30 protein-coding genes are annotated in these 26,710 nt (G+C 63.7%); 13 read left to right on the top strand and 17 right to left on the bottom strand.

The features are described from left to right. Positions 1 to 4: 4 nt before the first annotated feature. The gene (locus tag QRN54_RS08530) at positions 5 to 1,267 is read right to left on the bottom strand and encodes an MFS transporter (protein WP_063316627.1); all 1,263 of its coding nucleotides are present in this window, start codon (positions 1,265 to 1,267) and stop codon (positions 5 to 7) included. Between the two features lie 93 nt (positions 1,268 to 1,360). Here QRN54_RS08530 and QRN54_RS08525 point away from each other — a divergent pair, with 93 nt between their 5' ends. Beyond that, positions 1,361 to 2,041 (top strand): FadR/GntR family transcriptional regulator, encoded by a 681-nt coding sequence (locus QRN54_RS08525; protein WP_003942319.1) that lies wholly within the window; start codon positions 1,361 to 1,363, stop codon positions 2,039 to 2,041. Here QRN54_RS08525 and QRN54_RS08520 read toward each other — a convergent pair. From QRN54_RS08520 to QRN54_RS08510, 3 genes are read right to left on the bottom strand one after another with little or no spacing between them, the layout of a single operon-like run. Continuing rightward, positions 2,038 to 2,892 carry a TIGR02569 family protein gene (locus tag QRN54_RS08520; protein ID WP_007731227.1) on the bottom strand — a complete coding sequence of 285 codons (855 nt, stop codon included), beginning with the start codon at positions 2,890 to 2,892 and terminating at the stop codon, positions 2,038 to 2,040. The genes QRN54_RS08525 and QRN54_RS08520 overlap by 4 nt on opposite strands. 45 nt (positions 2,893 to 2,937) lie before the next feature. Then, complete coding sequence (gene moeZ / locus QRN54_RS08515) at positions 2,938 to 4,125, bottom strand: adenylyltransferase/sulfurtransferase MoeZ (protein WP_081557671.1); 1,188 nt, start codon at positions 4,123 to 4,125, stop codon at positions 2,938 to 2,940. 47 nt (positions 4,126 to 4,172) lie between these two features. Continuing rightward, entirely contained in the window at positions 4,173 to 5,219 is a 1,047-nt protein-coding gene (locus tag QRN54_RS08510; RefSeq protein WP_007731223.1) for a DUF3152 domain-containing protein, read from the bottom strand. Positions 5,220 to 5,547: 328 nt separating this feature from the next. Here QRN54_RS08510 and fasR point away from each other — a divergent pair, with 328 nt between their 5' ends. After that, positions 5,548 to 6,219, top strand: a complete 672-nt coding sequence (fasR, locus tag QRN54_RS08505) for an HTH-type transcriptional activator FasR (protein ID WP_003942309.1) — start codon at positions 5,548 to 5,550, stop codon at positions 6,217 to 6,219. 75 nt (positions 6,220 to 6,294) lie between these two features. On the opposite strand, the gene QRN54_RS08500 is transcribed toward fasR, so the two are convergent. After that, positions 6,295 to 6,525, bottom strand: coding sequence for a DUF3107 domain-containing protein (locus QRN54_RS08500; protein ID WP_003942312.1), 231 nt, complete (start codon positions 6,523 to 6,525; stop codon positions 6,295 to 6,297). Positions 6,526 to 6,632: 107 nt separating this feature from the next. After that, the gene (locus tag QRN54_RS08495; RefSeq protein WP_029255047.1) at positions 6,633 to 7,328 is read right to left on the bottom strand and encodes a ferritin-like fold-containing protein; all 696 of its coding nucleotides are present in this window, start codon (positions 7,326 to 7,328) and stop codon (positions 6,633 to 6,635) included. Between the two features lie 377 nt (positions 7,329 to 7,705). Between QRN54_RS08495 and QRN54_RS08490 the strand changes: the two genes are divergently transcribed. Beyond that, positions 7,706 to 9,310 (top strand): DEAD/DEAH box helicase, encoded by a 1,605-nt coding sequence (locus QRN54_RS08490; RefSeq protein WP_285181871.1) that lies wholly within the window; start codon positions 7,706 to 7,708, stop codon positions 9,308 to 9,310. Positions 9,311 to 9,319: 9 nt separating this feature from the next. Then, entirely contained in the window at positions 9,320 to 10,522 is a 1,203-nt protein-coding gene (locus QRN54_RS08485; protein ID WP_285181855.1) for an Rv3212 family protein, read from the top strand. A 13-nt stretch (positions 10,523 to 10,535) separates the two neighbouring features. On the opposite strand, the gene QRN54_RS08480 is transcribed toward QRN54_RS08485, so the two are convergent. Further along, a complete protein-coding gene (locus QRN54_RS08480) occupies positions 10,536 to 11,333 on the bottom strand; it encodes a ParA family protein (RefSeq protein WP_003940948.1) in 798 nt (265 codons plus the stop codon). Between the two features lie 71 nt (positions 11,334 to 11,404). Between QRN54_RS08480 and QRN54_RS08475 the strand changes: the two genes are divergently transcribed. Both QRN54_RS08475 and QRN54_RS08470 read left to right on the top strand, forming a co-directional pair. Further along, positions 11,405 to 12,028: an acid phosphatase gene (locus QRN54_RS08475; RefSeq protein ID WP_080552758.1), complete on the top strand. Its 624-nt coding sequence runs from the start codon at positions 11,405 to 11,407 to the stop codon at positions 12,026 to 12,028. A gap of 17 nt (positions 12,029 to 12,045) precedes the next feature. Further along, on the top strand, positions 12,046 to 12,525 hold the full coding sequence (locus tag QRN54_RS08470) for a GNAT family N-acetyltransferase (protein WP_003940724.1): 480 nt from the start codon (positions 12,046 to 12,048) through the stop codon (positions 12,523 to 12,525). A gap of 26 nt (positions 12,526 to 12,551) precedes the next feature. On the opposite strand, the gene QRN54_RS08465 is transcribed toward QRN54_RS08470, so the two are convergent. Then, positions 12,552 to 13,022, bottom strand: a complete 471-nt coding sequence (locus tag QRN54_RS08465) for a membrane protein (protein WP_019747799.1) — start codon at positions 13,020 to 13,022, stop codon at positions 12,552 to 12,554. A 41-nt stretch (positions 13,023 to 13,063) separates the two neighbouring features. Here QRN54_RS08465 and QRN54_RS08460 point away from each other — a divergent pair, with 41 nt between their 5' ends. Both QRN54_RS08460 and QRN54_RS08455 read left to right on the top strand, forming a co-directional pair. Further along, the gene (locus QRN54_RS08460) at positions 13,064 to 14,020 is read left to right on the top strand and encodes a diacylglycerol/lipid kinase family protein (protein ID WP_007731209.1); all 957 of its coding nucleotides are present in this window, start codon (positions 13,064 to 13,066) and stop codon (positions 14,018 to 14,020) included. Positions 14,021 to 14,275: 255 nt separating this feature from the next. Then, the gene (locus QRN54_RS08455) at positions 14,276 to 14,530 is read left to right on the top strand and encodes a WhiB family transcriptional regulator (protein WP_003940950.1); all 255 of its coding nucleotides are present in this window, start codon (positions 14,276 to 14,278) and stop codon (positions 14,528 to 14,530) included. A gap of 119 nt (positions 14,531 to 14,649) precedes the next feature. On the opposite strand, the gene QRN54_RS08450 is transcribed toward QRN54_RS08455, so the two are convergent. Next, positions 14,650 to 16,152, bottom strand: coding sequence for a sensor histidine kinase (locus QRN54_RS08450; RefSeq protein ID WP_003940890.1), 1,503 nt, complete (start codon positions 16,150 to 16,152; stop codon positions 14,650 to 14,652). Positions 16,153 to 16,160: 8 nt separating this feature from the next. Then, the gene (locus QRN54_RS08445; protein ID WP_007731208.1) at positions 16,161 to 16,376 is read right to left on the bottom strand and encodes a biotin/lipoyl-binding carrier protein; all 216 of its coding nucleotides are present in this window, start codon (positions 16,374 to 16,376) and stop codon (positions 16,161 to 16,163) included. Between the two features lie 136 nt (positions 16,377 to 16,512). Here QRN54_RS08445 and QRN54_RS33735 point away from each other — a divergent pair, with 136 nt between their 5' ends. Continuing rightward, complete coding sequence (locus QRN54_RS33735; RefSeq protein WP_022597109.1) at positions 16,513 to 16,587, top strand: 50S ribosomal protein bL37; 75 nt, start codon at positions 16,513 to 16,515, stop codon at positions 16,585 to 16,587. A gap of 102 nt (positions 16,588 to 16,689) precedes the next feature. Here the strand turns inward: QRN54_RS33735 and rsrA are convergent, their stop codons facing one another. After that, entirely contained in the window at positions 16,690 to 16,971 is a 282-nt protein-coding gene (gene rsrA, locus QRN54_RS08440; RefSeq protein WP_003940722.1) for a mycothiol system anti-sigma-R factor, read from the bottom strand. After that, positions 16,968 to 17,666: a sigma-70 family RNA polymerase sigma factor gene (locus QRN54_RS08435; protein ID WP_042922166.1), complete on the bottom strand. Its 699-nt coding sequence runs from the start codon at positions 17,664 to 17,666 to the stop codon at positions 16,968 to 16,970. Before QRN54_RS08435 ends, rsrA begins: the two co-directional genes overlap by 4 nt. A 207-nt stretch (positions 17,667 to 17,873) precedes the next feature. Between QRN54_RS08435 and ybaK the strand changes: the two genes are divergently transcribed. Further along, positions 17,874 to 18,368, top strand: coding sequence for a Cys-tRNA(Pro) deacylase (gene ybaK / locus QRN54_RS08430; protein WP_047271686.1), 495 nt, complete (start codon positions 17,874 to 17,876; stop codon positions 18,366 to 18,368). A gap of 24 nt (positions 18,369 to 18,392) precedes the next feature. Next, complete coding sequence (locus QRN54_RS08425; RefSeq protein ID WP_021332569.1) at positions 18,393 to 19,106, top strand: SIMPL domain-containing protein; 714 nt, start codon at positions 18,393 to 18,395, stop codon at positions 19,104 to 19,106. Between the two features lie 3 nt (positions 19,107 to 19,109). Here QRN54_RS08425 and QRN54_RS08420 read toward each other — a convergent pair whose 3' ends face one another. Further along, positions 19,110 to 19,862 carry an SOS response-associated peptidase gene (locus QRN54_RS08420; RefSeq protein WP_020969226.1) on the bottom strand — a complete coding sequence of 251 codons (753 nt, stop codon included), beginning with the start codon at positions 19,860 to 19,862 and terminating at the stop codon, positions 19,110 to 19,112. Positions 19,863 to 19,911: 49 nt separating this feature from the next. Here QRN54_RS08420 and aroA point away from each other — a divergent pair, with 49 nt between their 5' ends. Both aroA and rsgA read left to right on the top strand, forming a co-directional pair. After that, positions 19,912 to 21,225 carry a 3-phosphoshikimate 1-carboxyvinyltransferase gene (gene aroA / locus QRN54_RS08415; RefSeq protein ID WP_285181854.1) on the top strand — a complete coding sequence of 438 codons (1,314 nt, stop codon included), beginning with the start codon at positions 19,912 to 19,914 and terminating at the stop codon, positions 21,223 to 21,225. Further along, positions 21,174 to 22,211, top strand: a complete 1,038-nt coding sequence (gene rsgA, locus QRN54_RS08410) for a ribosome small subunit-dependent GTPase A (RefSeq protein WP_007731200.1) — start codon at positions 21,174 to 21,176, stop codon at positions 22,209 to 22,211. Before aroA ends, rsgA begins: the two co-directional genes overlap by 52 nt. Before the next feature lie 98 nt (positions 22,212 to 22,309). Here the strand turns inward: rsgA and QRN54_RS08405 are convergent, their stop codons facing one another. The 4 genes from QRN54_RS08405 to QRN54_RS08390 form a co-directional block, all read right to left on the bottom strand. Beyond that, positions 22,310 to 23,551, bottom strand: a complete 1,242-nt coding sequence (locus QRN54_RS08405) for a fatty acid desaturase family protein (protein ID WP_003940700.1) — start codon at positions 23,549 to 23,551, stop codon at positions 22,310 to 22,312. Between the two features lie 138 nt (positions 23,552 to 23,689). Next, entirely contained in the window at positions 23,690 to 24,952 is a 1,263-nt protein-coding gene (locus tag QRN54_RS08400; protein ID WP_003940901.1) for a fatty acid desaturase family protein, read from the bottom strand. Between the two features lie 24 nt (positions 24,953 to 24,976). Further along, positions 24,977 to 26,095, bottom strand: a complete 1,119-nt coding sequence (locus tag QRN54_RS08395) for a ferredoxin reductase (protein ID WP_003940928.1) — start codon at positions 26,093 to 26,095, stop codon at positions 24,977 to 24,979. Positions 26,096 to 26,187: 92 nt separating this feature from the next. Then, positions 26,188 to 26,688: a DUF6912 family protein gene (locus QRN54_RS08390; protein WP_030535010.1), complete on the bottom strand. Its 501-nt coding sequence runs from the start codon at positions 26,686 to 26,688 to the stop codon at positions 26,188 to 26,190. Positions 26,689 to 26,710: the final 22 nt, after the last annotated feature.

Genomic DNA, 26,710 nt, shown 5'->3' with positions numbered 1-26,710 from the left:
TGAGCTAGTTTTTCGCAGGTGCGTGCCAGGAATCCTCGAGCATCCGAGGCTTGCATGCCTGGTAGGCGCCCAGGAGCACCACGATCACAGCGACGACGAGCAGGCCGAACGGCGCAGCGTATCCACCGGACACGTCGTGGAAAACGCCGAACAGGAGCGGACCGAGGCAGGCAACGGAGTAGCCGATGCCCTGGGTGAAGCCGGACAGTGCCGAGGAACCGATGTGCGAACGAGTACGCAGGTTGATCAGCGTGAGCGACATCGGGAACGTGCTCGGACCGAGGCCCAGGACGACAACCCACACGACCGGCGCCGCCATCGGGGCAAAGTACAACCCGCCCATGCCGACCAGGTAGCAGACGGCACACGCGATCACGACAGGGAAGGGATTGGCCATGCGGGCGCACAGCGTCGGTGCACCGAAAGCTGCGACGAGCCCGATCACCGAGAACATTCCGACCATCGTTCCGCCGAAGGCATCACTGGCTCCGGCGTCACGAAGGATCGAGGGAATCCACGTGAACATCGAATACGTGATCAGTGAGGTCATGCCGAACATGCCGGCCATCCCCCAGGCCACGGGAGAACGCCAGACCTGACCGCGTGGCTGTTCTGCCACTGCCGCAACCGAATCCGATGCATTCTCGACGGACCCGGCTTCGTTCGCGCGAGCCTTGCGCGAGCGAGCGAGGGTGATCAACCACGGCACTGCTGCGGCGAAGCCGAAGGCGGACCACCAGCCGATCGAGAACCGCCACCCGAAGGCGTCGGCAACCGGGACTGCGACGAACGCCGGAACGATGGTGCCGATCTGCACGGCCACGATGTAGACCGAACTCATGGTGGCGAGGCGATCCGAGAAGTACCGCTTGACCAACGGCGGGATCACGACATTGCCGATTCCCATGCCTGCCAGCGCCAGAGCCGAGAGGGCCAGCAACGACCATGTCTGAGACATCATGGCGCGCAACAGCATTCCGACGCCGGCCATGAGCATCGCGACGAGGGCCGTCCGCTCGAGCCCGATACGTTTCGCGATGGCGGGAGTGACGAGACCGAAGATGGCGAACATTGCGGTCGGAACCATGCCGAAGACACCGACGATCGAGGCGGAGAAGCCGATCTCGTCGCGAATCTCGGCCGCCAAGGGCGAGAACGAGGTCACCGCAAGTCGAAGTACGAGCGCAGACATCGCAATCGCTGCGAAGACGAGCACACGGCCTTGTACCAACGAGCGGGTTTCCGTTCTCTCCAGTTGAGCAGTCACCGGCAAATCATAGGATGACCGGACGAACTCGCACAAGCGCGGTAATCTAACGTCACATTCACACCACTTACCCGGACCCGAGGAAACAACCACGTGCAACCCGTTCGACGCGCAAGTCTCATCTCGCAGGTCACCGAACAACTCCGCAACGAGATCCGGAGCGGAACCTGGCCGATCGGTTCCAAAATCCCCACCGAACCGGAACTGTCGGAGTTGACCGGCACCGGTCGCAATACCGTGCGCGAGGCGGTCCAGGCGCTCGTTCACGCCGGAATGCTGGAACGTCGTCAAGGATCTGGCACCTACGTCGTTGCCGTCTCCGACCTCGGTGGCACTCTCGGCAACTACTTTGCCGGTGCCCACCAGCGGGATGTACTCGAACTACGGCGCGCACTCGACATCACCGCGGCCACCCTCGCCGCCGCACGGCGAACCGAAGACGACATCGCCGAACTGACGCGGCTACTCGAGCTTCGCACCGCTTCGTGGGAGGGTCAGGACGTCGACGCCGCCACCACCGCGGACGTCGCACTGCACCGAGCAATCGTCGCGGCCAGCCACAACGAGGTCTACCTGGAGTTCTACGACTCCCTGCTTCCGGTAATCGAGACCACGATCCAACAACACATCGACGCGACCGGCGAGGGATTCCACTCGCAGCACGCGAACCTCGTCAACGCTGTCGTCGACGGGAACACCGTGGCCGCCTCGAACGCCGCACGCGAGTTGTTCGAGGGCCTGGTCTCGGACTTCGGTACCGGCGCCCCGATCTAGAGCAGCAAGCGCACGATGTCGGACGTACGGGCCAACCCCGGGAACGCGTCCGCCGTCGAGCGAGGATGCAGAACATGAACTGCCAAGCGGAACATCACCGCACGTAGAAGCATCTGCGGCCACTCGGGGAGATCTTCCCACCGGCCGACCAGTGCCTCGTCGGCACCGCCCCACGAGATCGCGTCGACCACAGCGACGGCGGCGGCCCACGCAGCCGGCCGCCAATACGGCGTGATGTCGGTGATTCCGGGCGCCATACTGCCCGAGAACAGCACTGTCCCGAACAGATCGCCGTGCACGAGCTGGTCCGGGCTCTGCACCGGCTTACGCAAAGTAGCGAGCCCGGCGATCAGTTCCAGACTTTTGCGACCGTCAGGAGTGGGCGTCTCGAGTTGCTCGACGCCCTTCGCGATCCTCAGCGGAACCGTTTCCCAGGCCGCGCGATCAGCGGCGACGAATACGTCGACCTCGGCCCACGGCGGCACGGGCGGTTGCGCAAGGAAGCGCGGGCGCTCGAGCGAGGCCGTCGCCGCATGCAGTCGGCAGGACATCGAGACCACTTCGTCGTGACGTGGTTCCGGCGATCCGACGATGAAGGTGTCGGCACGCCAGCCCGAGACGACGTAACGACCGTCGGTCGAACGCACCGGTCGAGCCAGCCGAACGCCGTCGACTTCGAGGTTCTCTCGCACCTTCGCCGACCACGCTGCGCGGGCATGATCCGCGACTGCTGAAAGGACGACGTCTCCACACAGCCACCCGCCGTCCCAATCCGCACCGAGTGGGATGGGATCGACTTCACGGAGGCCGAAGGTGGAGCACACGTGCTGGGGAGGTTGGCCTGTGCTCACACCCCAACGCTACCGGTGCGCGGCGCCGCCTCCCGCGAGGCGCGCCTAGTAGACCGGCAGACTCGCATCCACCTGGTTCGCCCAGGCGATCGCGCCGCCTTGAACGTGGACCGCGTCGGAGAAACCGGCGTTCTTGAGAAATGCCAATGCCTCGGCGGAACGAATGCCGGTTTTGCAGTACAGCACTATCTGCTTGTTCTGCGGCAACGTCGCCAGAGCTTCCCCGGACAGGATGCGGTCCTTCGGGATCAGCACGGCCCCCGGCAGATGCATGATGTCCCATTCAACCGGTTCTCGTACGTCGACCAGCTCGATCGACCGTCCCTCGCCGATCATGGCCTCCAGTTCGGGCGCCGTGATCGTCGAACCGACAGCAGCGGCACTCGCCTCTTCGGACACGACACCGCAGAACGCGTCGTAGTCGATCAAGGCGGTGACCGGCACGCGGGTCGGATCACGCTGAAGGCGGATCGTCCGGAACGTCATCGCAAGTGCGTCGTAGATCATCAGGCGTCCGAGAAGCGGTTCGCCGATCCCCGTGACGAGCTTGACCGCCTCGGTCGCCATGATCGAACCGACGGTCGCAGGCAGGACTCCGAGCACACCACCCTCGGCGCACGAGGGGACCATGCCTGGCGGCGGCGCCTCCGGGTAAAGATCGCGATAGTTCAGTCCCGCGCCGTCCGGGGCGTCTTCCCAGAAGACCGAGACCTGCCCTTCGAAGCGGTAGATCGAGCCCCACACGTACGGCTTTCCCGCGATGACGGCAGCATCGTTGACGAGGTACCGCGTCGCGAAGTTGTCCGTACCGTCCAGGATCAGGTCGTACTCGGAGAACAGTTCGACCGCGTTGGAGTTGTCCAGGCGGAACTCGTGCAACCGGACGTCGACGTGCTCGTTGATTTCGAGAATCGACTCCTTCGCGCTGAGCGCCTTCGGGCGTCCGACGTCGGAGCGTCCGTGAATCACCTGACGCTGCAGGTTCGACATGTCGACCTCGTCGAACTCGACGATCCCGATGGTGCCCACTCCTGCGGCCGCGAGATAGAGCAGTGCCGGTGAACCCAATCCACCGGCGCCGATGAACAGGACTCGTGCATTCTTGAGCCGCTTCTGACCGGTCATGCCTACGTTCGGGATGATCAGGTGCCGGCTGTATCTGGCAACTTCCTCCCGGCTCAACTCGGCTGCCGGCTCCACCAGTGGTGGCAATACGACGGGTGTTGCAGACACCGCGAAACACTCCTAGTTCAAGACGAGATCAGGGATTCTCGATCCGGTCACGCTCGGGGGTACGGCCACGGATTGAAGCGGCACGTGAGTCCGTTCATCGGAACGACGCCCTCGGGATCAAGCCTAGCGATGTCGTTGTTCGCGGTTCCGAAGGTCTGCTGCATCATGATCGGTGCGAGTCCACCTTCGGTCTCGCACGGCTGATGAGCGGCGTATCCGATGGCATGGCCGACCTCGTGATTGATCTGATACTGCCGATACGAGCCGATGTCGCCCTGGAACGAAATGGCGCCTCGCACCCATCGCGGTTCGTTGAGCAGGACTCGGTCCATGCTCGGGTTGTAGCAGGATCCTTCGAGTTCGATTTCGTATCCACAGCCTTCGCGGATCGTCATCTGTGAGGTCAAGGAGATCCGGAAGTCCGGCTCGCCGGCGTCGACGCGCCGGAACGCGACCTTGGGATCGTTGGTCCAACTCTTCGGATTGGCCAGTGTCTGGTCGACCATGCGTCCGTACGATTCGTCTCCGCCGAAGCCGGTCGTGTCGACGCCGTCCTCGATCTCGACCGTGTACGTGAACTCGCGTTCGGTTCCCTGTCCGACCTTGCCCGTCGTACCTGGTACGACGTGCCACGTTCCACCCCCCGCGACGGTGAACGGACCACCGTCGGGAAGGGCACCGGACGGTATCGACGAGGCAAAAGTTCCGTCTCCGGCCGGTGGGGCACCGATGACGTCGGTTCCGTCGGTGCTGTGCGCGAGGTCGGCGGTGGCCGACGTCTTGCTCGCGGAGTCTGTGGCGTCCGGCCGCACCGCATCGACGATCACAAGAATGGTGAGCACCACGAGAACCGGAATCGCGTAGGCCCGCCAACCGTAGGTCGAGACGAAGCGCCCGAGCTTGCTCTGCTTTCGCGCTGCCCGGTCCGGTCGCGGATTACGCGGGGTTCGGCCCACTTCTCGTTTGGTCGGATCCCATTGGGCGCGCAAAGGCTGATGGGAGGAAATGCCGCGATAGTCGCGTTCGCCGTAGGCACGATCATCCGGCACCTCCGGCCGACGTTCGTCGCGAGGCGCTCCAGTTCCGCTACGCATTCGACGTTCCTCACGTTCAGGGTTCTGCGTAGTTCGTCCACGCATGCGCGGTCCCCCTGGGTCAGTCACGTCGTCCAGAATCTCACACACGGCAAGTCGCTCGCCCGGGCTGACCGAAACTTGCTGGTCCTGGCGTGTCATGGCAGCCCGTCCTGTAACGAGAAAGACCGCTGGTCTCGCTCACCGAGGCACGCGCGACTCGCCCGGGCGACACACGGTATCGTTCATTCGGCTACGACCGGTGTGACGGAGGATACTGGCGGGTACGCACACGCGACTCGCGGATCCGCGCGCCGACCGAATTACTTTTGCTCAGATTGGAAGCGACATGACAGAACTCGCGGATCGGACTGACTCCGATCGCGGTACAACGGCTGGCAAGCCTGCCGGAACACGTCGCAGCACCCGCCTCCCCCGCGATGCGCGCCGCCTCCAGCTCCTCGCAGCTGCAAGTGAGGTATTCGTTGCGAACGGGTACCACTCGGCCGGCATGGACGAGATCGCCGAATGTGCCGGTGTCAGCAAGCCAGTTCTGTACCAACATTTCCCAGGCAAACTCGAACTGTACGTCGCAGTCCTGCAGAGTTACGTCGACAGCCTCATCTCGGGTGTACGCCAGGCCCTGCGATCGACGACGGACAACAAACAGCGTGTCCGCGCCGCGGTCCAGGCGTTCTTCGACTTCGTCGACAACGACTCCCAGGGCTTCCGCCTGGTGTTCGAGTCCGACATCATGGGCGAACCTCAGGTCCAGACACGCGTCGAACAAGCCACCGAAGCCTGCGTCGACGCCGTGTTCGACCTGGTGAGTCAGGATTCCGGACTCGATCCGTACCGTGCGCGCATCCTTGCGGTCGGTCTTGTCGGTGCCAGCCAGTTCACTGCGCGGTACTGGCTCGAGGCCGCGCGGCCGATCCCGAAGGAAGAAGCCGTGGAAATCACCGTGACCCTCGCGTGGGGCGGTCTCTCACACGTGCCGCTGCAAGCCGAAACGAAGTAACCGGAACCCGAACCCGAACGAGAATGGGCGGGCAGTCTCACGACTGCCCGCCCATTCTGCTGTTACAGCTACGCGTCAGACGGTAGGCGCGAATCCGACCTTGCGGATATCGGACGGACCGATCTCCACGTACGCCACACGAGAAGCCTGCACCAGGAACTTGCGGCCCTTGTCGTCGACGAGAGCCAGAACCGGCTCGCGGCCACCGAGGACAGCCGCGACCAGTGTCTCGACCTCGTCAGGGGTCTGTTCGCTGTTGACGATGAGCTCACGCGGGCTGTCGATTACACCGATCTTGACCTCCACGGTCAACCTCCGAACTGTTCGTGAATTACATCCGTTGTCGACGCAAGGCTAATGCAGCAACGACCGCCCACGCTCCTCTGCACGCTGTGCCCAGAGCGAACAGGCACCTAGACGAGTCCGAGAATCGCCATCCGCTCGGCATGCTTTGCCTGCATGCCGTCGAACAACGCGACAACTCCGTTGAGGTCGCCGGAGGCGGAGATCACCAGATCGGTGAGATCCTCACGCTGCGCCAGCACGAACTGCGCCTGCGTGATTGCTTCGCCCAGAAGACGGCGTCCCCAGAGCATCAACCGGTCCTTGGCGCGAGTACTGGCCTCCACTGCTGCCTTCACCTCGAGCACCACGAACTCCGAGTGGCCCGTCTGGGACAGCACGTCCTCTACGATTTCCGCGACATCCGCCGGGAGAGAGTGCCCGATCTCGCGATAGAAGTCGGCAGCGATTCCGTCGCCGACGTACGCCTTCACGAGCGATTCCAGCCACGTCGACGGTGTCGTCGACGCGTGGTAGTTGTCGAGAGCTCGAACGAACGGGTCCATGACGGCGAAGATCTCGTGGCCACGTTCCGTCAACGCCGTTTCCAGAGTCTCGAAGTGGTCCATCTCGGCGGCGGCCATGCTGGCGAACGCCACCTTGCCTCGCAGGTCCGGTGCCATTTGTGCGTCCTCCGCCAAACGGTAGAACGCCGAAATCTCGCCATACGCGAGAACGGCAAACAAATCGATTACGCCAGGGTGATCGGAAGCGACTCGGCCTCCGGTTCCAGCGTCCGTCGAAGCATCAAGATCGTGTGCGCCCATGACTACGAACTGTAGTGCTTCGACGGCCGACGCGACCGGCAAGGACCGCATGTCCGATTCGGTGATCTTCGACATGTCATCGCGAGGGACGGACAACGTGCAGCTACAATGGTCTTGGGAGTTCGCCAGTTCCCCCGGGCCATTTGGTTAGCCGGGACGGCTGTATTCACACGAACCCCACCGATAATGTGCGCGCACCTGCATCGACGGTTGTCGCCCGCTTCGCCGAGATCTCCGGACGGTTCGAATTCGTCCGAGTGGAATTCAGTGCTGAGGCGTAGGCATGACCGAAGAAAAAGAGGGCATCGACATCGGCCGACTTACGGCCTGGCCCCTTACCTTGTGCGTGCGTACCGCCACGAGGAAAGGCTAGTCCCCTGAGCAAGATCACTGTCGACCACGAAGACGAAGCAACCGAGAACACCGTTTCCGTCCAGCTCGACGACACCCATGTACCCCCGAGCTTCGCCGAACTCGGTGTCCGCGACGAAATCGTCCGCGCACTGAACGAGATCGGCATCGAGCGCACCTTCGCCATCCAGGAACTCACCCTTCCGTTGGCTCTCGCCGGTGACGACCTCATCGGTCAGGCCCGCACCGGAATGGGCAAGACCTTCGGTTTCGGCGTCCCGCTCCTGCATCGCATCGTCACCGCCGAGAACGGCACGGCTGTTCTCGACGGCACGCCCCGCGCTCTGATCATCGTTCCCACCCGCGAGCTGTGCATCCAGGTTGCCCGCGACCTCGAGAACGCCAGCAAGTACCTCCGAGTCGGCGACCGCGGTCTCCAGGTTCTGCCCATCTACGGCGGCCGTCCGTACGAGGCGCAGATCTCGGCACTCCAGAAGGGCGTCGACGTTGTCGTCGGCACCCCGGGTCGCCTGCTCGACCTCGCCAACCAGTCGCACCTGATCCTGGGCAAGGTGGGCGTTCTCGTCCTCGACGAGGCCGACGAAATGCTCGACCTGGGATTCCTCCCCGACATCGAACGCCTCATGGGCATGGTCCCCGACAAGCGTCAGACGATGCTCTTCTCCGCGACGATGCCCGGCCCGATCATCACCCTGGCTCGTACCTTCCTGACGCAGCCGACGCACATCCGCGCCGAAGAGGCCGAATCCTCCGCGGTGCACGATCGCACCAGCCAGCACATCTACCGTGCACACGCGCTCGACAAGGCCGAGATGGTCGCCCGCGTCCTGCAGGCCGAAGGCCGCGGCGCGACGATGATCTTCACCCGCACCAAGCGCACAGCCCAGAAAGTCGCCGACGATCTCGCCGAGCGCGGCTTCTCCGTCGGTGCCGTCCACGGTGACCTCGGCCAGATCGCCCGTGAAAAGGCGCTGAAGGGCTTCCGTAACGGCAACGTCGACGTTCTGGTCGCCACCGACGTCGCTGCCCGCGGTATCGACATCGACGATGTCACCCACGTCATCAACTACCAGTGCCCCGAGGACGAGAAGACCTACGTCCACCGCATCGGTCGTACCGGCCGCGCCGGACGCACCGGCATCGCCGTCACGCTGGTCGACTGGGACGACATCCCTCGCTGGCAGCTCATCGACAAGGCACTGAGCCTCGGAATCCCCGACCCGGTCGAGACCTACTCCAGCTCGCCGCACCTCTACGAAGAGTTGTCCATTCCGGCCGATGCCAAGGGCACTGTTCGCAAGGCCAAGGCCGCCCCTGAGAAGGCAGCAACGGACAAAGCAGCAACGGACAAAGCAGACGCGCCGAAGTCGACCGACTCGGACGGCAACGAAGAGAAGGCCGCTCCCCGCCGCAACCGGACCCGTCGCCGCACCCGCGCCGGCGCTTCGACCGACGCTGCGACGTCCACCACCGCCGGCGCCACCACAGCTCCCCCTTCGGCACCCGCGGCAACCGCTGCCGAGAACTCGGACGAAGACGGAGCGGCCAAGCCGCGTCGCCGTCGGCGTCGTCGCCCCGCGGCTTCCGCGACGGCAGGCGCCGCAGAGTAAGCTGCCGATGTGCTGGCTCCCGAAAGGCGTACTCGCTCAGATGTGATCGGTGCGCTGGCAATCGCGCTGGCCGTAATCGTGGCGGTGACCGTTGTGTGGTTGCGCAGTGATGCGCGCCGAACCACCTCGGTCACCGCCGAATCTCCACTCCCACCTCTGTCGACGTCGGTGTTGTTACCCGACATCCTGAAGCAGACGTGGGAATCTCCCAGTGCCGACTCGACGGCACCGATCACCGTCGGAAATGCCGTCGTCACCGCCGACGGCTCCGAGGTGATCGGCCGCGATCCGGCAACGGGCGAAGAAGTGTGGCGATACGCGCGCAACATTCCGCTGTGCGGCGCGATCGGTTCGTGGGATCGCGTCGTCAGCGTCTATCAGGATGATCGCGGTTGCTCTCAGGTCACGTCACTGGTCGCCGACACCGGCGCCCGAAAGGACCAGCGCAACAGCGACGCCGATTCCGCGGTCAGCCTTTCAGCGGACGGCACCTACCTGATTTCGCGCGGCAGTGAGCGAATGGAGCTGTGGCGCTCGGACCTCGTCCGAACCCTCGAGTACGGCCGGGTCGACGCGAAGGTCAACCCCAACAAGCAACCCCGCACCGGATGCACGCTGCTCGACGCTGCGTCGAGCGCCAACCGAGTCTCGGTACTCGAACGCTGCCCCGGTGAAGCCTCCAACAGGTTGACGGTGATGAATCCCGCACCCAAGGACGCCCAGGAACCCGAAGAGTACGGATCCGCGATTCTCCTCGACTCCGAGGGCGCCCGCCTGCTGGCCGTGGCCGGCGAAAAGACGGCGGTCTATCTCCCCGCAGCCAACGGAACCGTTTCTCGCATCACCATTTTCGACGGATCCGGCAATCCGATCGTCGACTATCCGATCGAGGGAACGGTGACCGAAGGCGCCCGCACCCACGCCGACAAGGCTTCGATCACGTGGTGGACCGGCTCGCAGACCGTCAACCTGCGCCTGAGCGATCTGGCTCCGACGTGGATCGTCAACGGAACGTCAGGACCCGGAAGCATGGTTGCCGGTCAGATGCTCATCCCCGTTCCGGGCGGCATTGCAGCCGTCAGTCCGTCGGACGGAGCGGTGCAGCGCATGATCGCAGTCGACCGCGGTGAGACGGCGACACCGATCGTGCTCGCCAGTGCGGGCGAGACGATTCTGGAACAGCGCGGCGATACCTTGTTCGCGCTGCGCTAGAAGCTCGCCTTCCTCAGAGCGCCAGCTCCGGCGCGAAAGTCACGACTTCGTTTCCAGCCCAATGCTTTACGAGATTGTCGGCGAGTTCACGATAGGCATCCGCACCCTTGTTCTTTCGTCCGGCGAGGACCGTCGCACCCGACGCGGACGCCTCGGCGAACTTGACGGTGCGTGGGATCGGAGGCGCCAGAACGGCCAGGGAGTAGCGGTCGCTGACGTCGGCGAGCACGTCGCGACTGTGCGTGGTTCGAGCGTCGTACAGAGTCGGAAGTGCGCCGAGCAGAACAAGATCCGGGTTGGTGATGGCTTGGACTTCACGAACTGTACGCAGCAACTGTCCGACGCCGCGGTGTGCGAGGGTTTCGCATTGCAGTGGAACCAGAACCGACTGCGCCGCAGTCAATCCGTTGAGCGTGAGCACACCCAACGACGGTGGGCAGTCGATGATGATGACGTCGTAAGAGCCCAGGAGCGGAGACAGCGCCCGCTTGAGCGCGAACTCTCGACCGGGTCGCATCAGGAGCAGCGCTTCGGCGCCCGCGAGATCGATCGTGGCCGGCAGGAGATCCATACCGTCGTCCGTCTTCAGCACGGCGTCGACCGCGTCGAGATCACCCGCCAGGACCTCGTTGACCGAACGCTCGAGGCGATCCGGGTTGTGTCCGAGCGAGAACGTCAGGCAGCCCTGCGGGTCGAGATCCACCACCAGAACTCGTTGTCCGAGCGCGGACAAAGCCGCACCGAGAGAAGCGACGGTGGTGGTTTTAGCCACGCCGCCCTTTTGATTCGCCACTGCGAGAACCGTCGTCACACGTAGATCCTTGCGCACTTCGCGCCAGGAGGCGAGCTACACACGCGAGGCAGCCTGCAATGATGGTCGACATGACGTCCCAGTCCGCCCCCTCGTCGATCCCCCTAGGTGCTCGCGTCGTACTCATGCGACACGGTGAAACCGAGTGGGCACGCACCGGGAAACACACGGGCCGGACCGAGGTTCCGCTGACTCCGCTCGGCGAGATGCAGGCAACCGCGACCGGAAATCGCTTGCGAACCCTCGACCTCCGGAACCCCATGATTCTGACGAGTCCGCGGCTGCGCGCACAGTTGACGGGCGATCTCGCCGGCCTGCCGGAAGAGCGAACCTGGGATGCACTGTCCGAATGGGACTACGGCGATTACGAAGGCCTCACGACGCCCGAGATCCGCGCAACGGTGCCCGATTGGACCGTCTGGACGCACCCGTGCCCCGGCGGCGAGCAGGCCGATCAGATCCACGCCCGCACCGACATGGTGCTGTCGATGGTGCGTTCGCAACTACCCGAACGCGACGTGATCCTGATCGGGCACGGCCACTTCTCACGCGCACTCATCGCCCGCTGGCTCGAGCTCCCGGTGACGGAAGGAAAGCGTTTCGCCTTGTCCCCCGGCGCATACTCGGTTCTCGGTTACGAGCACGGCGCCACCCACCTCGTCCATCACAACGTGCCGCCGCTCGTCGAGGCTTGAGGCCTAAGATTCTCCCTATGATCCGACGCGCCACGCCCGCAGACGTCCAGCCGATCACCGACATGATCTACGAGTTGGCCGACTACCAGAAGGCCCTCGACGAGTGCACCGTGAAGGCGGAACAGATCGGCGAGGCGTTGTTCGGGCCGGCCGCGACGGCCTTCGCGCACGTCGCTGTGAATTCGGCCGACGACGTCGTCGGCATGGCATTGTGGTTTCGCAATTTCTCGACGTGGGACGGCGCTCACGGCATCTACCTCGAAGACCTGTACGTCAAGCCCAGTCAGCGCGGATCAGGCCACGGGAAGGCTCTTCTGGCCGCACTCGCCAAGGAGTGCACCGACAACGACTACACCCGGCTGTCCTGGTCGGTGCTCAACTGGAACACCCCCTCGATCAAGTTCTACGAGTCACTCGGTGCCGACGCGAAGACGGAGTGGACCACGTATCGCCTGACCGGCACCCACCTCGGAGCTCTCGCCGCCGAAGCTGAGTAGGACCGAAGCAGCGTAGGCGTTTCGTCCTACTTGTCCCGCGGCTCTTCGGTCTCGTCCGGGCGTCCCTCTTCCGGCGACACCTCGTCTGCGTACGCTCCGTACTCCGCTGCCATCCATCGAGACGTCGGAGCCGAGAACAGGCAGCCCAGAGCGCCGAGAACGACGACACCCAGAACGATGCCGAGCGGCACCTGATGCGAATCGGTCAGGAGCGACCAGGCGACCGGCAGGAGCAGCAATTGCGCGACGACGGCGATTGCCCGGCCCCACCGGCGGCCCGTCAGCAAAGCGATACCGGCAGCCAACACCGCGCCGCCGAGGATCGCGACCCACGCGGCAAATCCGTATCCGTTGGTGACGCTCTGATCGTGGCCGGTTGCACCGCGAATCACTGCGACGATCGCGAACCCGGCGGCAACCAGCCCTTGCAGCGTCACGAGGGCACCTGCCCATGTGACTGTCTTGGGCAGGGCGTTCGGACTGGCGGTATTCGGCACGAGGCCAGCCTAGAACACGACACCGGATAGGCTCATGCCCCGTGCGCGCACTGCTGATCGTCAACCCCAATGCCACCTCCACCACCGCTGCCGGTCGTGACCTGTTGGCACACGCCCTCGAGAGTCGGGTGCGACTTACTGTGGCGCACACCACACATCGGGGACACGCTGCCGAACTGGCGCGAGAAGCCCACGAAGACGGCTTCGGCTCGGTGATCGTCCACGGCGGCGACGGAACGGTCAACGAAGTGGTCAACGGACTGCTCGGGTCACCGCATCCCGCGTCGATGAAATCGGTTCCGGTCGGTCCGATCCCGACGATCGCTGTCGTCCCGGGAGGCTCGGCAAACGTTTTCGCGCGTTCACTCGGTATTGCCGCCGACCCGATCGACGCCACGAACCAACTCGTCGACCTCCTCTCCGAACGGACCAGGCGCCGAATCGGGCTAGCACACTGCGACAACCGTTGGTTCACGTTCAACGCCGGAATGGGCCTCGACGCCGATGTGTGCGAGGCCGTCGACGCCAGCCGTAAGAACGGTGACGCCGCCACACCCGCCCGGTATGTCCGAACCGCGATCGCGGCGTTCTTCCGTGCCAAGCGAGCCGAACCAGCGCTGACCGTCCACCTTCCCGATCAGGATCCCGTCTCCGGAGTCCACTACGCATTCGTCTCGAACTCGAGCCCGTGGACATATCTGGAAGAGCGTCCCGTCCACACCAATCCGGGAACGACCTTCGACAGTGGACTCGGCATCTTCGCCATGACGAGCACCAAAGTTCTGCCGTCCCTGCGGGTTGTGCGGCAACTACTCGCACGCGGCGCGGAGCCGAAATCGAAGGTCCTCTTACGCACCGACGACGTCCCGACAATCACCATCGAATCGTCGCGACCGATCGGACTCCAGATGGACGGCGACTACATCGGACTTCGTGAAAAGGTCGAATTCACCTCGGTCCCGGATGCACTGGAAGTGTTCGCACCGATTACGACGTGAGTCAGACAACACGTTTGACCTGCAAAAACTCTGGTGCCAAAAGGTCGAAATCGGGTAAAATGCCGGTGACGCCCAGGTGGCCGTCAGGTGTGTCACAAATTAGTGAGTTGGCCCACGAACCCGTTCAAACCTATTGACATACCGCGAGTTCGTGAAAGCATTCACAAGTAACAGTGCGGAAACATTGATGACGCACACACAAACTCATTGGTACCAAATGGTGTGAATACACACCCAATTAAGGAGCGAAAAAAGATGGACTGGCGCCACAACGCAATCTGTCGCGACGAGGATCCCGAACTGTTCTTCCCCGTGGGAAACAGCGGACCGGCCCTCGCTCAGATCGCTGATGCCAAGGTTGTCTGCAACCGCTGCCCCGTCACCGCCGAGTGCCTGTCGTGGGCTCTCGAGTCCGGCCAGGATGCAGGCGTCTGGGGCGGAATGAGCGAAGACGAGCGTCGCGCACTCAAGCGTCGTAACGCACGTACCCGTGCACGCACTTCCGTCTAGGTAGAACCGAGACGTTCGACTCGCGGCGGAGAACAGCCCCTCTGCACAGTCGAAGACGACAGCCCGGCACCACATGGTGCCGGGCTTTTTGTCTGCTCGAATCGCTAACACTGCTCGAATCAGTAACGCGCAGAACGTCTACCGAGCGGCACACGCAGAACCGCGTCGGTACCGCCTCCGCTTCCCGGGTGCAGTCCGAGCGAGCCACCGAGTTCGGCGCCCAGCAGAGTCCGCACGATCTGGAGTCCGAGGCGATCGGATTTCTCGAGGTCGAAGTTCTCCGGCAGGCCGCGCCCGTTGTCGTGGATGATCACGTCCAACCAGCGTGCAGAACGCTCGGCACTGAGTGTGACCGTGCCGGTCACACCCGGATCGAAAGCGTGCTCGATCGCGTTCTGCACCAACTCCGTCAGCACCATGACCAGCGGGGTGGCGCGCTCGGCGGAGAACACTCCGAAACTGCCCTCACGCCGAATCGTCACCGGCACACCTACTCCCGCGACATCGGAGAGCATGGGAACCAACCGGTCGATCACCTCGTCGAGATCCACCTCTTCGTCCACCGACATCGACAAGGTGTCGTGAACGAGGGCGATGGACGTCACGCGTCTCACCGACTCTGTCAACGCTTGTCGCGCTTCGTCGTTGCCGGTTCGCCTGGCCTGTAGACGCAGAAGCGCCGCGACGGTTTGCAGATTGTTCTTCACTCGATGGTGAATCTCGCGGATGGTTGCGTCCTTGCTCAGGAGAGCGCGATCACGACGCTTGACCTCGGTGACGTCGCGGACGACGACCGCAGCACCGACATGCCGGCCGCCAGGCTTGAGAACCAGGGCCCGCAGCAGAACGGTCGCCCCGCGCGCCTCGATCTCCATACGGCGACCGGGCTTGTCCGCCAACGTATCTCGGATGTATCCCGCAGCTTCCTGAGACTCGAACGGGTCGGTGACCAACGAACGGGTCAGCGCTGCGAGGTCTTGGCCCACCAGATCCGAACTCAGACCCATCCGGTGATAGGCCGAGAGCGCGTTCGGGCTGGCATAGACGACTGTGCCTTCGGTATCGAGACGGATGAAGCCGTCGCCCGCACGTGGGCTCGAGTTCGTGTCGGAGCGCGATTCTCGGATCGGGAAGGTTCCGTCGCTGATCATCTGACACAGGTCTTCGGCGCAATCGAGATACGCGAGTTCGAGCGGACTCTGCGCTCGCTGGTGCGACAGGTTGGTGTCGCGGCTCAGAACAGCGATGACTCGCCCGTCCAGACGCACCGGAACGGCTTCCCGACGCGGCGGCATTCCTTCACGCCACGTCTCGTCTTCCCCGCGCACGACGCGGCCCTCCACGAGAGCGCGAAGAACCTGCGGGTGCTCGGACTCGGAAACGACCGTTCCGACCGCATCCTCCGGAAAAGCCGTCGATGCCGTTGTCGGCCGGCAATGCGCGACGCAGATGACCGTCCCCTCGGATCGGTTCTTCTCCGATTCGGTGCCCACCCACAAGAGAACGTCGGCAAAGGAGAGGTCGGCGAGCAGTTGCCACTCCCCCACGACGCGCTGGAGATGGTCGACCGCCGCACCGGGAAGGTCGGTGTGTTCGGCGAGGAGGTCGCTGAGAGTGGACATCGTCCGGCTTAGGAGATCACGGCGATCAGATCGCCTTGCTGAATCACGTCGCCGACCTTGACGCCCACCGTCGTCACCGTTCCCGGAACCTCGGCCAGGACGGGAATCTCCATCTTCATGGATTCGAGGATGACCAGGGTGTCGCCGTCCGCAACGACGTCTCCCTCGCTCACGACGACCTGGTAGACCGTCGAAACCATCTCGGCGCGCACGTCTTCTGCCATCGTGAACCTCACTTCTGTCGGAACTGCACTCTGACCACGAAAATACGTCGACGGATCACTCGATCGACCTGCCAATGGAACCACACCGGCATCGGCGTGAAACAATGACGCGAAAGAAACAGAAGGGAGACCAATCATGGGTAAGCGTGGTCGTAAGAAGCGCAGCCGTAAGGGCAACGCCGCTAACCATGGCAAGCGTCCAAACGCCTGACATGTAGCGCAACAAAACGTCCGAGGGGCGGGGAAGCATTGCTTCCCCGCCCCTCGGCGTTACTGCCTTCCGACTGCTGCCGCTCAGATCTTCGCTGACGGGCTAGCTGTCGGTTTCGGTAGTCGTTATGACGATGGTCCGACGCAACTCGACGGTGAGCCTCTGACGCAGGCTTTCCGGCGCATGGTCTCCGCCGCACTTACGGTTGATCAGGCTCTTGACCTTCTCTTCGATCCCGTAGGCCTCGAGGCACGATCCACAATCGTCGATATGACGCTGCAGGCGAGCACGACTTGAATCGTCGCATTCACCGTCGAGCATCAACCAGACGTCGGCGATGACTGCCGAGCAGTCGAGCCTTTCGAATTCGTCCTGCTCACTCATCGTGTGACACCTTCCGTCTCGGTGGCTGCGACTGTGGCTGTGTCGACCGCGCCGTCCCGATTGAATCCCCGGTCTTTTGCGACATCGGCCAAAAGACCACGCAATTGCTTGCGACCACGGTGCAGTCGCGACATCACCGTTCCGATGGGTGTGCCCATGATCTCCGCGATCTCCTTGTACGGGAATCCTTCGACATCGGCGTAGTACACGGCCATACGGAATTCCTCGGGAAGCGACTGCAGCGCCGCCTTGATGTCGTCGTCAGGCAACGCGTCGAGCGCCTCCACCTCGGCCGATCGCAGCCCCGTCGAAGTGTGCTCGGCGGTGGCGGCCAACTGCCAGTCGGTGATCTCGTCCGTCGGATACTGCGCGGGTTGGCGCTGCTTCTTGCGGTACGAGTTGATGTAGGTGTTCGTGAGAATCCGGTACAGCCAGGCTTTCAGGTTGGTACCGGCACGGAACGAACGGAAAGCGGTGTACGCCTTGACGTACGTCTCCTGCACGAGATCCTCGGCATCAGCCGGATTCCGCGTCATGCGCAGGGCAGCGCCGTACAACTGGTCGAGCAGCGGGAGCGCGTCGCGCTCGAACCGGGCAATCAACTCATCCGCAGTTTCGGGCGTTTCGGACACTGCGCCGTCGATAGGTTCAGCTACCCCTGACGGTTCGTCCTTGGGCCGGTCGTGTTCCAGCACTCTGATCCCTTCACTAGCCGTAGGGATCAAGGTTACCGCCAACTGAAGATCCGACCCACGGGCCGGTGGTGGCTCACACACAGCCAGCACGGTCGCTCCTTCGCTTCTCGGGACAAGTTTCATCAACTGGTACCAACACGGGAGTCAGCGACTCTGTTCCCGGCCTGGTCGAATGCACCTGTCGGCGATCCACATAGGGTGTTCCTCATGGCCGGAACAGCGACCCCTGCGACCGTACTTCTCGACAAGTCGAAGACACCGCACCGCGTCCACAGCTACGACCACGATCCTCGCGCCGAATCTTTCGGCGACGAGGCGGTCACTGCACTGGCAGAGTCGACAGGCGTCGAGGCCGCCCAGATCTTCAAGACCTTGGTCGTCAAACTCGACACCGGCAAGCTCGCCGTCGCGGTCCTGCCGGTCCCGGACAAGCTCTCGCTCAAAGCTGCAGCCGCTGCCCTCGGTGCGAGCAAAGCCGTCATGGCCGATCGCGCCGAAGCCGAGCGCTCGAGCGGCTACGTCTTCGGCGGTATCTCACCGCTCGGCCAGCGCAAGAAACTGCCGACAGTGATCGATGCGTCGGCGCTCGACTGGGACCGCATTCTCTGCAGCGCCGGCCGACGCGGGCTCGAAATCGAGCTGGCTCCGACGGACCTCACGCAGCTCAGTGGCGCGGTCACGGCGCAAATCACGGCGGGCTGAGTATCCGGTCGCTACGGTCTCACCATGCGACCACACCTGAAAACTCTTGCACTGACCGCTGCAGCGGCAGCCCTCACCGTCTCGCTGACGGCCTGCGGGAGTTCGGACAATGCCGCCAAGGAAGTCACGGTAGTCGGATCAGGGCAGGTCCGCGGGGCGCCGGACATCCTCAATGCCGACATCGGCATCGAGGTGGTTGCCCCGGATGTATCGGGAGCGGTCTCGGAGGCGAATGACAAGGCCCGTCAGATGATCGACGCGATAGTCGCCGCCGGGGTTGCCCCCGAGGACGTGCAGACAAGCGATCTGTCCGTCCAGCCGCAGTACGACGCCAGCGGCGGACCGTTCGTCGGCGGCAACGTGACCGGCTACCGGGCGACCAACTCGGTACGAATCGTCGTCCGCGATCTCGACAAGGCCTCTTCTGTCCTGGACGCCGGCATCGCGGCGGGCGGAAACGCGGCACGGCTCGGTAACGTCGCCTTCGCCATCGACGACGACTCTCAGCTTCTGGCCGACGCTCGCACCCGTGCCTTCGAGGACGCGAAGAACCGTGCCGAGCAGTACGCGGATCTGTCCGGGACGTCGCTCGAAAACGTCGTGACCATCACCGAGGCACACGACACGAGTGGCGGTCAGACCATGCGCGCTCCCGACGCCTCGATGTCCGACATGGTTCTCGCCCCGGGAACCCAGCAGGTCTCGTTCGAAGTGACCGTCACCTGGGCTCTCGGCTGACTGCTAGAGCAGGCTGATCTGCTCGCCGGCACGGTCGACGTCCGGCTCGATCAACTCGTGCCCGTTGTTCTTGACACTGTTGACCAGCGGCCGGACTCGATCGACGTCGATCCGCTCGAAGAGGTCCGGTACCGGTTCGAGCAGGGCCGAATCGACGGTGTTGTCGGGATCGAGCCACGCCTCCCAGCGGTCACGAGGCAGGGCGAGGGGCATGCGGTCGTGAACCTGCTCGAGGTGACCGAGAGAGTCGACCGTGACGATCGAGCAGCTCAGAACGGGGCTCGCGTTCTCGACCCTCGGGTCCCGCCAGGCAGACCACACGCCCGCCATGAACAGCCGTGATCCGTCGTCGGGGTGCATGTAGTAAGGAATCTTCGCTGCCTTCTTCCCGCCGGTGGCCTCGGTCTGCCACTCGTACCACCCGTCCATGGGGACCAGGCAACGCTTGAACTTGAAGGCGGTCCGAAACGCCGGCTTCTCCGCCAGCGAGTCGGCGCGGGCGTTGAACAGGACCGGGCCTTTGCCCAGTTCCTTGGTCCACGACGGCACCAATCCCCACCGCATCCGCCGAATCCTCTTGGTCGGATCGCTGTCGGGGTTCTCCCGATCGTGGCGTTCGACGACGGTCAACACCTCGGTCGTGGGGGCCACGTTGTAATCGGCTTCGACGGGCGCCGAGTGGTCGGTCTCGTCGAGCGCGTCGAGTTCCACCGCCAGGGTGGCCGGGTCCGCTGTGGTCGCATACCTTCCGCACATGACACCCAGGGTGGCACGGTTTCGACCATTCCCCCACCGATGAGAGAAGATGGACCATGTGAGTCTGAGTCTGTGGAGCGCCCCGAGGGCCCAAGCACCCGTCGATGCAGTGGTGACGCTGCCCGGATCCAAGTCCATCACCAATCGAGCTCTGATTCTGGCCGCACTTGCGGATGGCCCGTCCACGATCACCGGTGCACTCCGCAGCCGTGACGCCGACCTGATGATCGCAGCTCTGCGTGACCTCGGCATCGGCGTCGCGGAAGCCGGTGATGCGACCACGCTTCGCATCACCCCTGGACCCCTGCGCGGCGGCGAGGTCGACTGCGGCCTGGCCGGCACCGTGATGCGCTTCCTGCCGCCACTCGCCGCGATGGCCGACGGCATCGTCCACTTCGACGGCGACGAGCAAGCACGCACACGACCGCTCGGCACCATCTTGGAAGCACTGCGCGGTCTCGGCGCTCGGATCGAGGGTGACGCACTCCCGTTCACCGTCACCGGAACCGGATCCCTACGCGGCGGGACGGTCACCATCGACGCATCCGGTTCGTCGCAGTTCGTCTCCGGTCTCCTGCTCTCGGCTGCTGCGTTCGAAGAGGGTGTCACCGTTCACCACGACGGCAAGCCCGTCCCGTCCATGCCACACATCGACATGACCGTCGAGATGCTCCGCGAGGCCGGAGTTTCCGTGACGACGCCAGCCACGGGCGGTGACGCGGACACCTGGCGTGTGGCACCGGGGCCGGTGCGCGCCGTGGACTGGGCGATCGAACCCGATCTCTCCAACGCCACACCGTTCCTGGCCGCTGCCGCAGTGACCGGCGGAACCGTCAGCGTCCCGATGTGGCCGTCGTCGACGACGCAACCCGGCGACGCGATCCGCGGGATCCTCGCCTCGATGGGGGCCGACGTCACTCTCGCCGATGGTGTCCTGACTGTCCGCGGCCCGGAGAAACTGCGCGGCATCGACATCGACCTCCACGACGTGGGAGAGCTGACCCCCACCGTGGCGGCCCTGGCCGCTCTCGCCGAGGGCACCTCGCATCTACGAGGAATCGCGCACCTGCGCGGGCACGAGACAGACCGTCTCACCGCCCTCGCCGACGAGCTCAACAAACTCGGCGGCTCCGTCACCGAAACCGATGACGGCCTGACGATCGTTCCCGCGGAACTCCATGGCGGACAATGGCTCTCGTATGCCGACCACCGCATGGCAACAGCCGGCGCCATCATCGGCCTGGTCGTCGACGGCGTCGACGTCGACGATGTCGGAACCACCGCCAAGACACTGCCCGGCTTCGAGAACATGTGGATCGACATGCTCGAGAGTTCGCCGGCGACACCGAAGGCAAGCTTCTGAGTCCGCGGCAGTACGACGAGTCCGACGTCCGGGTACGCCCCGGGCGCGGATCCCGCCCCCGTACGAAGACTCGGCCCGAACATCTCTCGGCCGAATCGGGGATGGTGGTGTCGAAGGATCGTGGCCGTTGGGGTTGCGTCCTCGGCGGCGATCCCGACCGGCTGATCGTCACGATGCGCGCCCGCGAACTTGGCCGAACCCCCATCGTCGTCGGCGATCAGGTGGACATAGTCGGCGATCTGTCGGGCAAAACCGACACCCTGGCGCGCATCGTCCGGGTCTCCGAGCGTTCGACGGTTCTGCGACGGACCGCCGACGACACCGATCCCTTCGAACGTATCGTCGTCGCGAACGCGGAGCAGCTTCTCATCGTCGTGGCACTCGCCGATCCCCCACCGCGCACCGGCTTCGTCGAGCGCGCACTGGTCGCCGCCTACGTGGGTGGCCTGACGCCGATCGTCTGCCTGACCAAGAGCGACCTCGAACCGCCGGAGGAATTCGCGAGCACGTTCGCCGACCTCGACATCCAAGTGGTCGTCGCCGGTCGCGACGATCCCCTGGACGAACTGACGCAGATCCTCGAGCACAAGTTGACCGCCCTGATCGGACATTCCGGCGTCGGAAAGTCGACACTGGTCAATCGCCTTGTCCCCGATGCCAATCGAGCGGTCGGCATCGTATCCGGCGTCGGCAAGGGCCGGCACACGTCGACGCAATCGGTGGCACTCCCGCTCGCCGGTGGCGGCTGGGTGATCGACACCCCGGGCATCCGTTCGTTCGGTCTGGCGCACATCTCGCCCGAGAACGTGGTGGCGGCGTTCTCGGATCTCGCTGCGGCGATCGAGGATTGCCCGCGCGGATGCACGCACCTCGGACCGCCGGCAGATCCCGAATGCAAGCTCGACCTGCTGGAGGGCAAATCAGCTCGACGCGTCGTCGCTGTGCGACAACTGCTGGAAGCGATCAAGTCCAACGATCAGTACTGAGCGCCCCCGAGCGACGTTCCGGGCGAGAACAGCAAAGCGGCCCGACACCATCGAATGGTGTCGGGCCGCTTGCTGTCTACGGTCAGCGCAGTCGACGATCAGCGCAGGCCGAGGAGGCTGCGCAGCTTTCCGCTCTTGCGCTTACGTGCGATGGCGCTCTTGAGGCCACTGCGACGCCCGGTCACGGGATCGACAGTCGAGGTAAGTTCGCCGTCGAACATCCGCTCCGACGCCGTCTCGGGCGCATTGTCGACGGTGTCCTTGAGGTACTTGTTGGGCAGCGACAGCTTGGCGATGGTGCGCCAGGACTTGGCGTACTGCACGGCAAGCGGGCCCGTCGTGTACGGCAAGTCGTACTTGTCCGCGAGCTGACGCACCGTGACCGCGATGTCCTTGTAGCGGTTGCTGGGCAGATCGGGGAACAGGTGGTGCTCGATCTGGTAGCTCAGGTTGCCCGTCATGAAGTCCATGAGCGCGCTGCCCTCGATGTTGGCGCTGCCGAGCATCTGACGCAGGTACCACTGAGCCTGCGTTTCCTTGTCGATGTCTTCCTTGGTGAACTTCTCGGCACCGTCCGGGAAGTGGCCGCAGAAGATGACCGCGTTGGTCCACACGTTCCGCAGAGTGTTGGCGGTGAAGTTGGCCGACAACGTGCTCTTCCACGCCGGGCCGGTGATGGCCGGGTAGATGACGTAGTCGCGCAGGACCTGCTTGCCGATCTTCTCGCCGACCTCACGGAGCTTGCGCTGCGTCTCTTCCTTGTCGGCGCGGCCCTTGGCCACCTTGCCGAGCTCGAGGTGCTGTGCGGCGATGCCGTACTCGAAGAACAGCGCGAGCAGCGTGTTGTAGACCAGGTTGCCGGCGTTGAAGGGCTTCCAGCGCTGATCGCGGGTGACGCGGAGGAGTCCGTATCCGACGTCGTCGTCCATTCCGAGGACGTTGGTGTACTTGTGATGCAGGTAGTTGTGGGTCTGCTTCCAGTGCGCAGACGGGCCGGTGACGTCCCACTCCCACGAGGTGGAGTGGATCTCCGGGTCGTTCATCCAGTCCCACTGCCCGTGCATCACGTTGTGCCCGAGTTCCATGTTCTCGATGATCTTCGAGAGCGTCAGCAGGCCAACTCCGGCGAGCCACGCCGGACGACGACGGCTGGCGAAAAGCACTGCGCGGCCGCCGATTTCGAGCGAACGCTGCAGACGAATGACGTTGCGCACGTATCGCGCATCCTTCTCGCCGCGCGACTCCTCGATGTCGCGACGAATCGCGTCGAGTTCGCGGCCGAGCGCTTCGATGTCGGCGTCCGTGAGATGTGCGTATTCCTTGACATCTGCAATCGCCATGGAAAGCCTCCTAGCAGTGAGTTAGGCGCAAAGTAGTAAGTGCAGAACGATCATCGATTCGAATCGTTCAGATCAACTGCACCTACTGTAGCGTAACTTACGGCACCGTAGGTTAGGTTTTTCCCGATGTAACCTATATCACTTCCGGCGCTTCGGCATGCGGGAACGGGCCTGCGACTTGAGTGCGGTCAGCAAACCGAGACGCTTACCGGTGATCGGATCGGTACGAAGGTCCTCGACCATCGCCATGGCTGCGTCCCGGAATCCCGAGTCGCGGAACCGCAGTTCCGAAGACGTTTCCGGAGCATTGTCCGAGGTTGCGGTCAGCCACTTGTCCGGCAAAGCCAACTTGTGGATGGTGCGCAGAGCCAGAAGATACTGTTTGAAGAGCGAGCCGGTGGTGTACGGGAGATCGAACTTCTCGCACAATGCACGCATCTTCACAGCGATTTCGGGATAGCGGTTACTCGGCAGATCAGGAAACACGTGGTGCTCGATCTGGTAGCTCAGATTGCCGCTCATGAGTCCCATGAGCTTGCCGGAATTGAAGTTCGCACTACCGAGCATCTGGCGCAGGTACCACTCGTGACGAGTCTCCTGCTCGAATTCGGCAACAGTGAACTTCTCGGCACCGTCCGGGAAGTGGCCACAGAAGATGACGACGTACGCCCACAGGTTGCGCACGAGGTTCGCGGTCGCATTGGCCGACATGGTCGACTTCCACGCCGGCCCCGTCAGCGCCGGGAACAAGATGAAGTCCTTGCCCACCTGACGAAAGATCTTGCGCGCGAAGTCTTTGTTCGCCTGCGAGTTCAGCTGCCCCTTTTCCGCGCCCTCCAACTCGGCTGCCGCCGTGAGGTCGTGCAGCGCGATGCCCCACTCGAACGTGGCCGCCAAGATCACGTTGGCGATCGGCTGGAAGAGGTTGATCGGCTTCCACGGCTCGTCACGAGTCATACGCAGAATCCCGAAACCGAGATCCTCGTCCATGCCGACGACGTTGGTGTACGTGTGGTGCTGGTAGTTGTGGGCGCGCTTCCAATGCTCGGAAGGACCGGTCTGATCCCACTCCCACGAGACGGAGTGAATCTCGGGATCGTTCATCCAGTCCCATTGCCCGTGCATGACGTTATGCCCGAGCTCCATGTTCTCGATGATCTTCGACAGGCTCAGCAGGGTCGTGCCGACCAACCATGCCGGTCGGTACCGACTGCCGAACAATGCGATACGCCCGCCGAGCTCCAACGCCCGCTGGACGCGAATGACGCGACGAATGTAGCGGGCGTCCCGGATCCCACGAGAGTCTTCGATGTCGAGTCGAATCTGATCGAGTTCACGTCCGAGAGCTTCGACATCGGCCTCGGTGAGGTGCGAAAACTCTTTGATATCGGTGATGGCCACCGTGGTCCTCCGTGTGCCTAGAAGCTATGCGTCCAGCGTACAGTCGCCGGCGGCGGCGGAGATGCACGTCTGGATGCGCTCGCCCTCCGCGTGCTGTTTCCCCGAGCGTAGATCGATCGCGTGGCCGGCAACGAGAGGTACGACACACGTCTGGCAGATGCCCATGCGGCAACCGAACGGCATCAAGGCACCGGACTGCTCGCCCGCCTCCAGAAGCGTCGTCGCACCGTCGACGGTGATCGTCTTACCCGACTTCTCGAACGTGACCGTGCCACCGTCGGCCGAAGCATCGATGCGCGATACGGCGAACCGCTCCATGTGGAGTCGATCCTCGATGCCTTCCGCCTTCCAGACGTCTTCGAGCTCGTCGAGCAACGGGAGGGGTCCGCACGCCCAGGTGTGGCGCTCGCGCCAGTCGGGGCAGACCGTGTCGAGAGAACTGAGTTTGAACTTTCCGTCACGTCGCGTGAGTTGCACGTGGCTCACGAAGTCCTCGTGCTCGGCGTGCAGTGCTGTGAGTTCGTCGGCGAACATCACGTCGGATTCCGTCGGAGCCGAGTGGATGTGCATGACGTCGGGCAATTGACCGCGCCGGTTCATCGTCCGCAACATGCCCATGACCGGAGTGATGCCACTGCCGGCGGTGATGAACAGAATCTTCTCCGGCGGCGGATCCGGCAACGCGAAGTTGCCCGAAGGCGTGGCCAGTCGAACGATGGTTCCCGACGGCACGGCCCCGCTGACGAGGTGGCTCGAGAGAAAGCCCTCGGGCATGGCCTTGACCGCGATGGAAATGCGCTTGTTCTCCCAGTTGGGAGGCGAGGTAAGTGAGTACGACCGCCAATGCCAACGGCCGTCGATATGCAGACCGATGCCGATGTACTGCCCCGGCTGGTAGTTGAAGTCGAATCCCCAACCCGGCTTGATGACGATGGTCGCCGAGTCCGTGGTCTCGGGCCGGACTTCGACGATCTGGCCGCGCAGCTCGCGCGCGGACCACAACGGATTCGCGAGGTGCAGATAGTCGTCGGGAAGCAATGGTGTGGTCAGCCGAGCCGCCGCACCGCGAAGCAGATTGAGCTTCGACCGCGCTGCCGGAACTACCGACGCTGCCGGTGCCTCGATCCAGTCCTTCAGACCCATCAGACCTCCACCTCTCACCTTCCGAACCCACTGCCTACGGTACCGTAGGTTATCAGGTTACGGTACCGTAGGTTACTTCACGGTAAGCACATTCACAGCAGGTCGAGCAAGAACGGCAACTCCTGCGCGGCGTACCACGCCAACTCGTGGTCCTCCGCGTCACCGAGCGTGAACTCGGCATCGGCGTCACCGAGATCCGCCGCGTCGACTATGCCAGCAGCGCGCTCGATGTCCGATTCTGCCTGTTCGAGGTCGACATGCACAGATGCAACCTGAGCCATCGTGACAGGACCCGCCAATCGGACTACCGAATCGTCGAGATCGGGCCGTAACTTCACATCGGCATCGTCGACGTCGGCGGCAACGACAGCACGCCGGAAGGTGACGTCACCCTCGGTTCCGGCGATCAGCCGCAGCGACGCACGCGCAGCCTCACCCATGGCGACCTCGGCCAACTCGTCGTCGTCCCCCGCCGCGTACGACTCACGCAGAGTCGGGGTGACCGCAAAAGCCGTCCGGCTCATAGGGTCGAACTCCTGATCTGCGACCAACTGCTGCAAAATCTCGACCGTCGCCGGTACGTACACCCTCATGAGACCACCTTCATGCTCGTTC

This window comes from Rhodococcus sp. MEB032, from assembly GCF_030208925.1.
Taxonomy (GTDB): domain Bacteria; phylum Actinomycetota; class Actinomycetes; order Mycobacteriales; family Mycobacteriaceae; genus Rhodococcus_F; species Rhodococcus_F qingshengii.
This window is presented reverse-complemented; position numbering and strand designations above follow the sequence as displayed.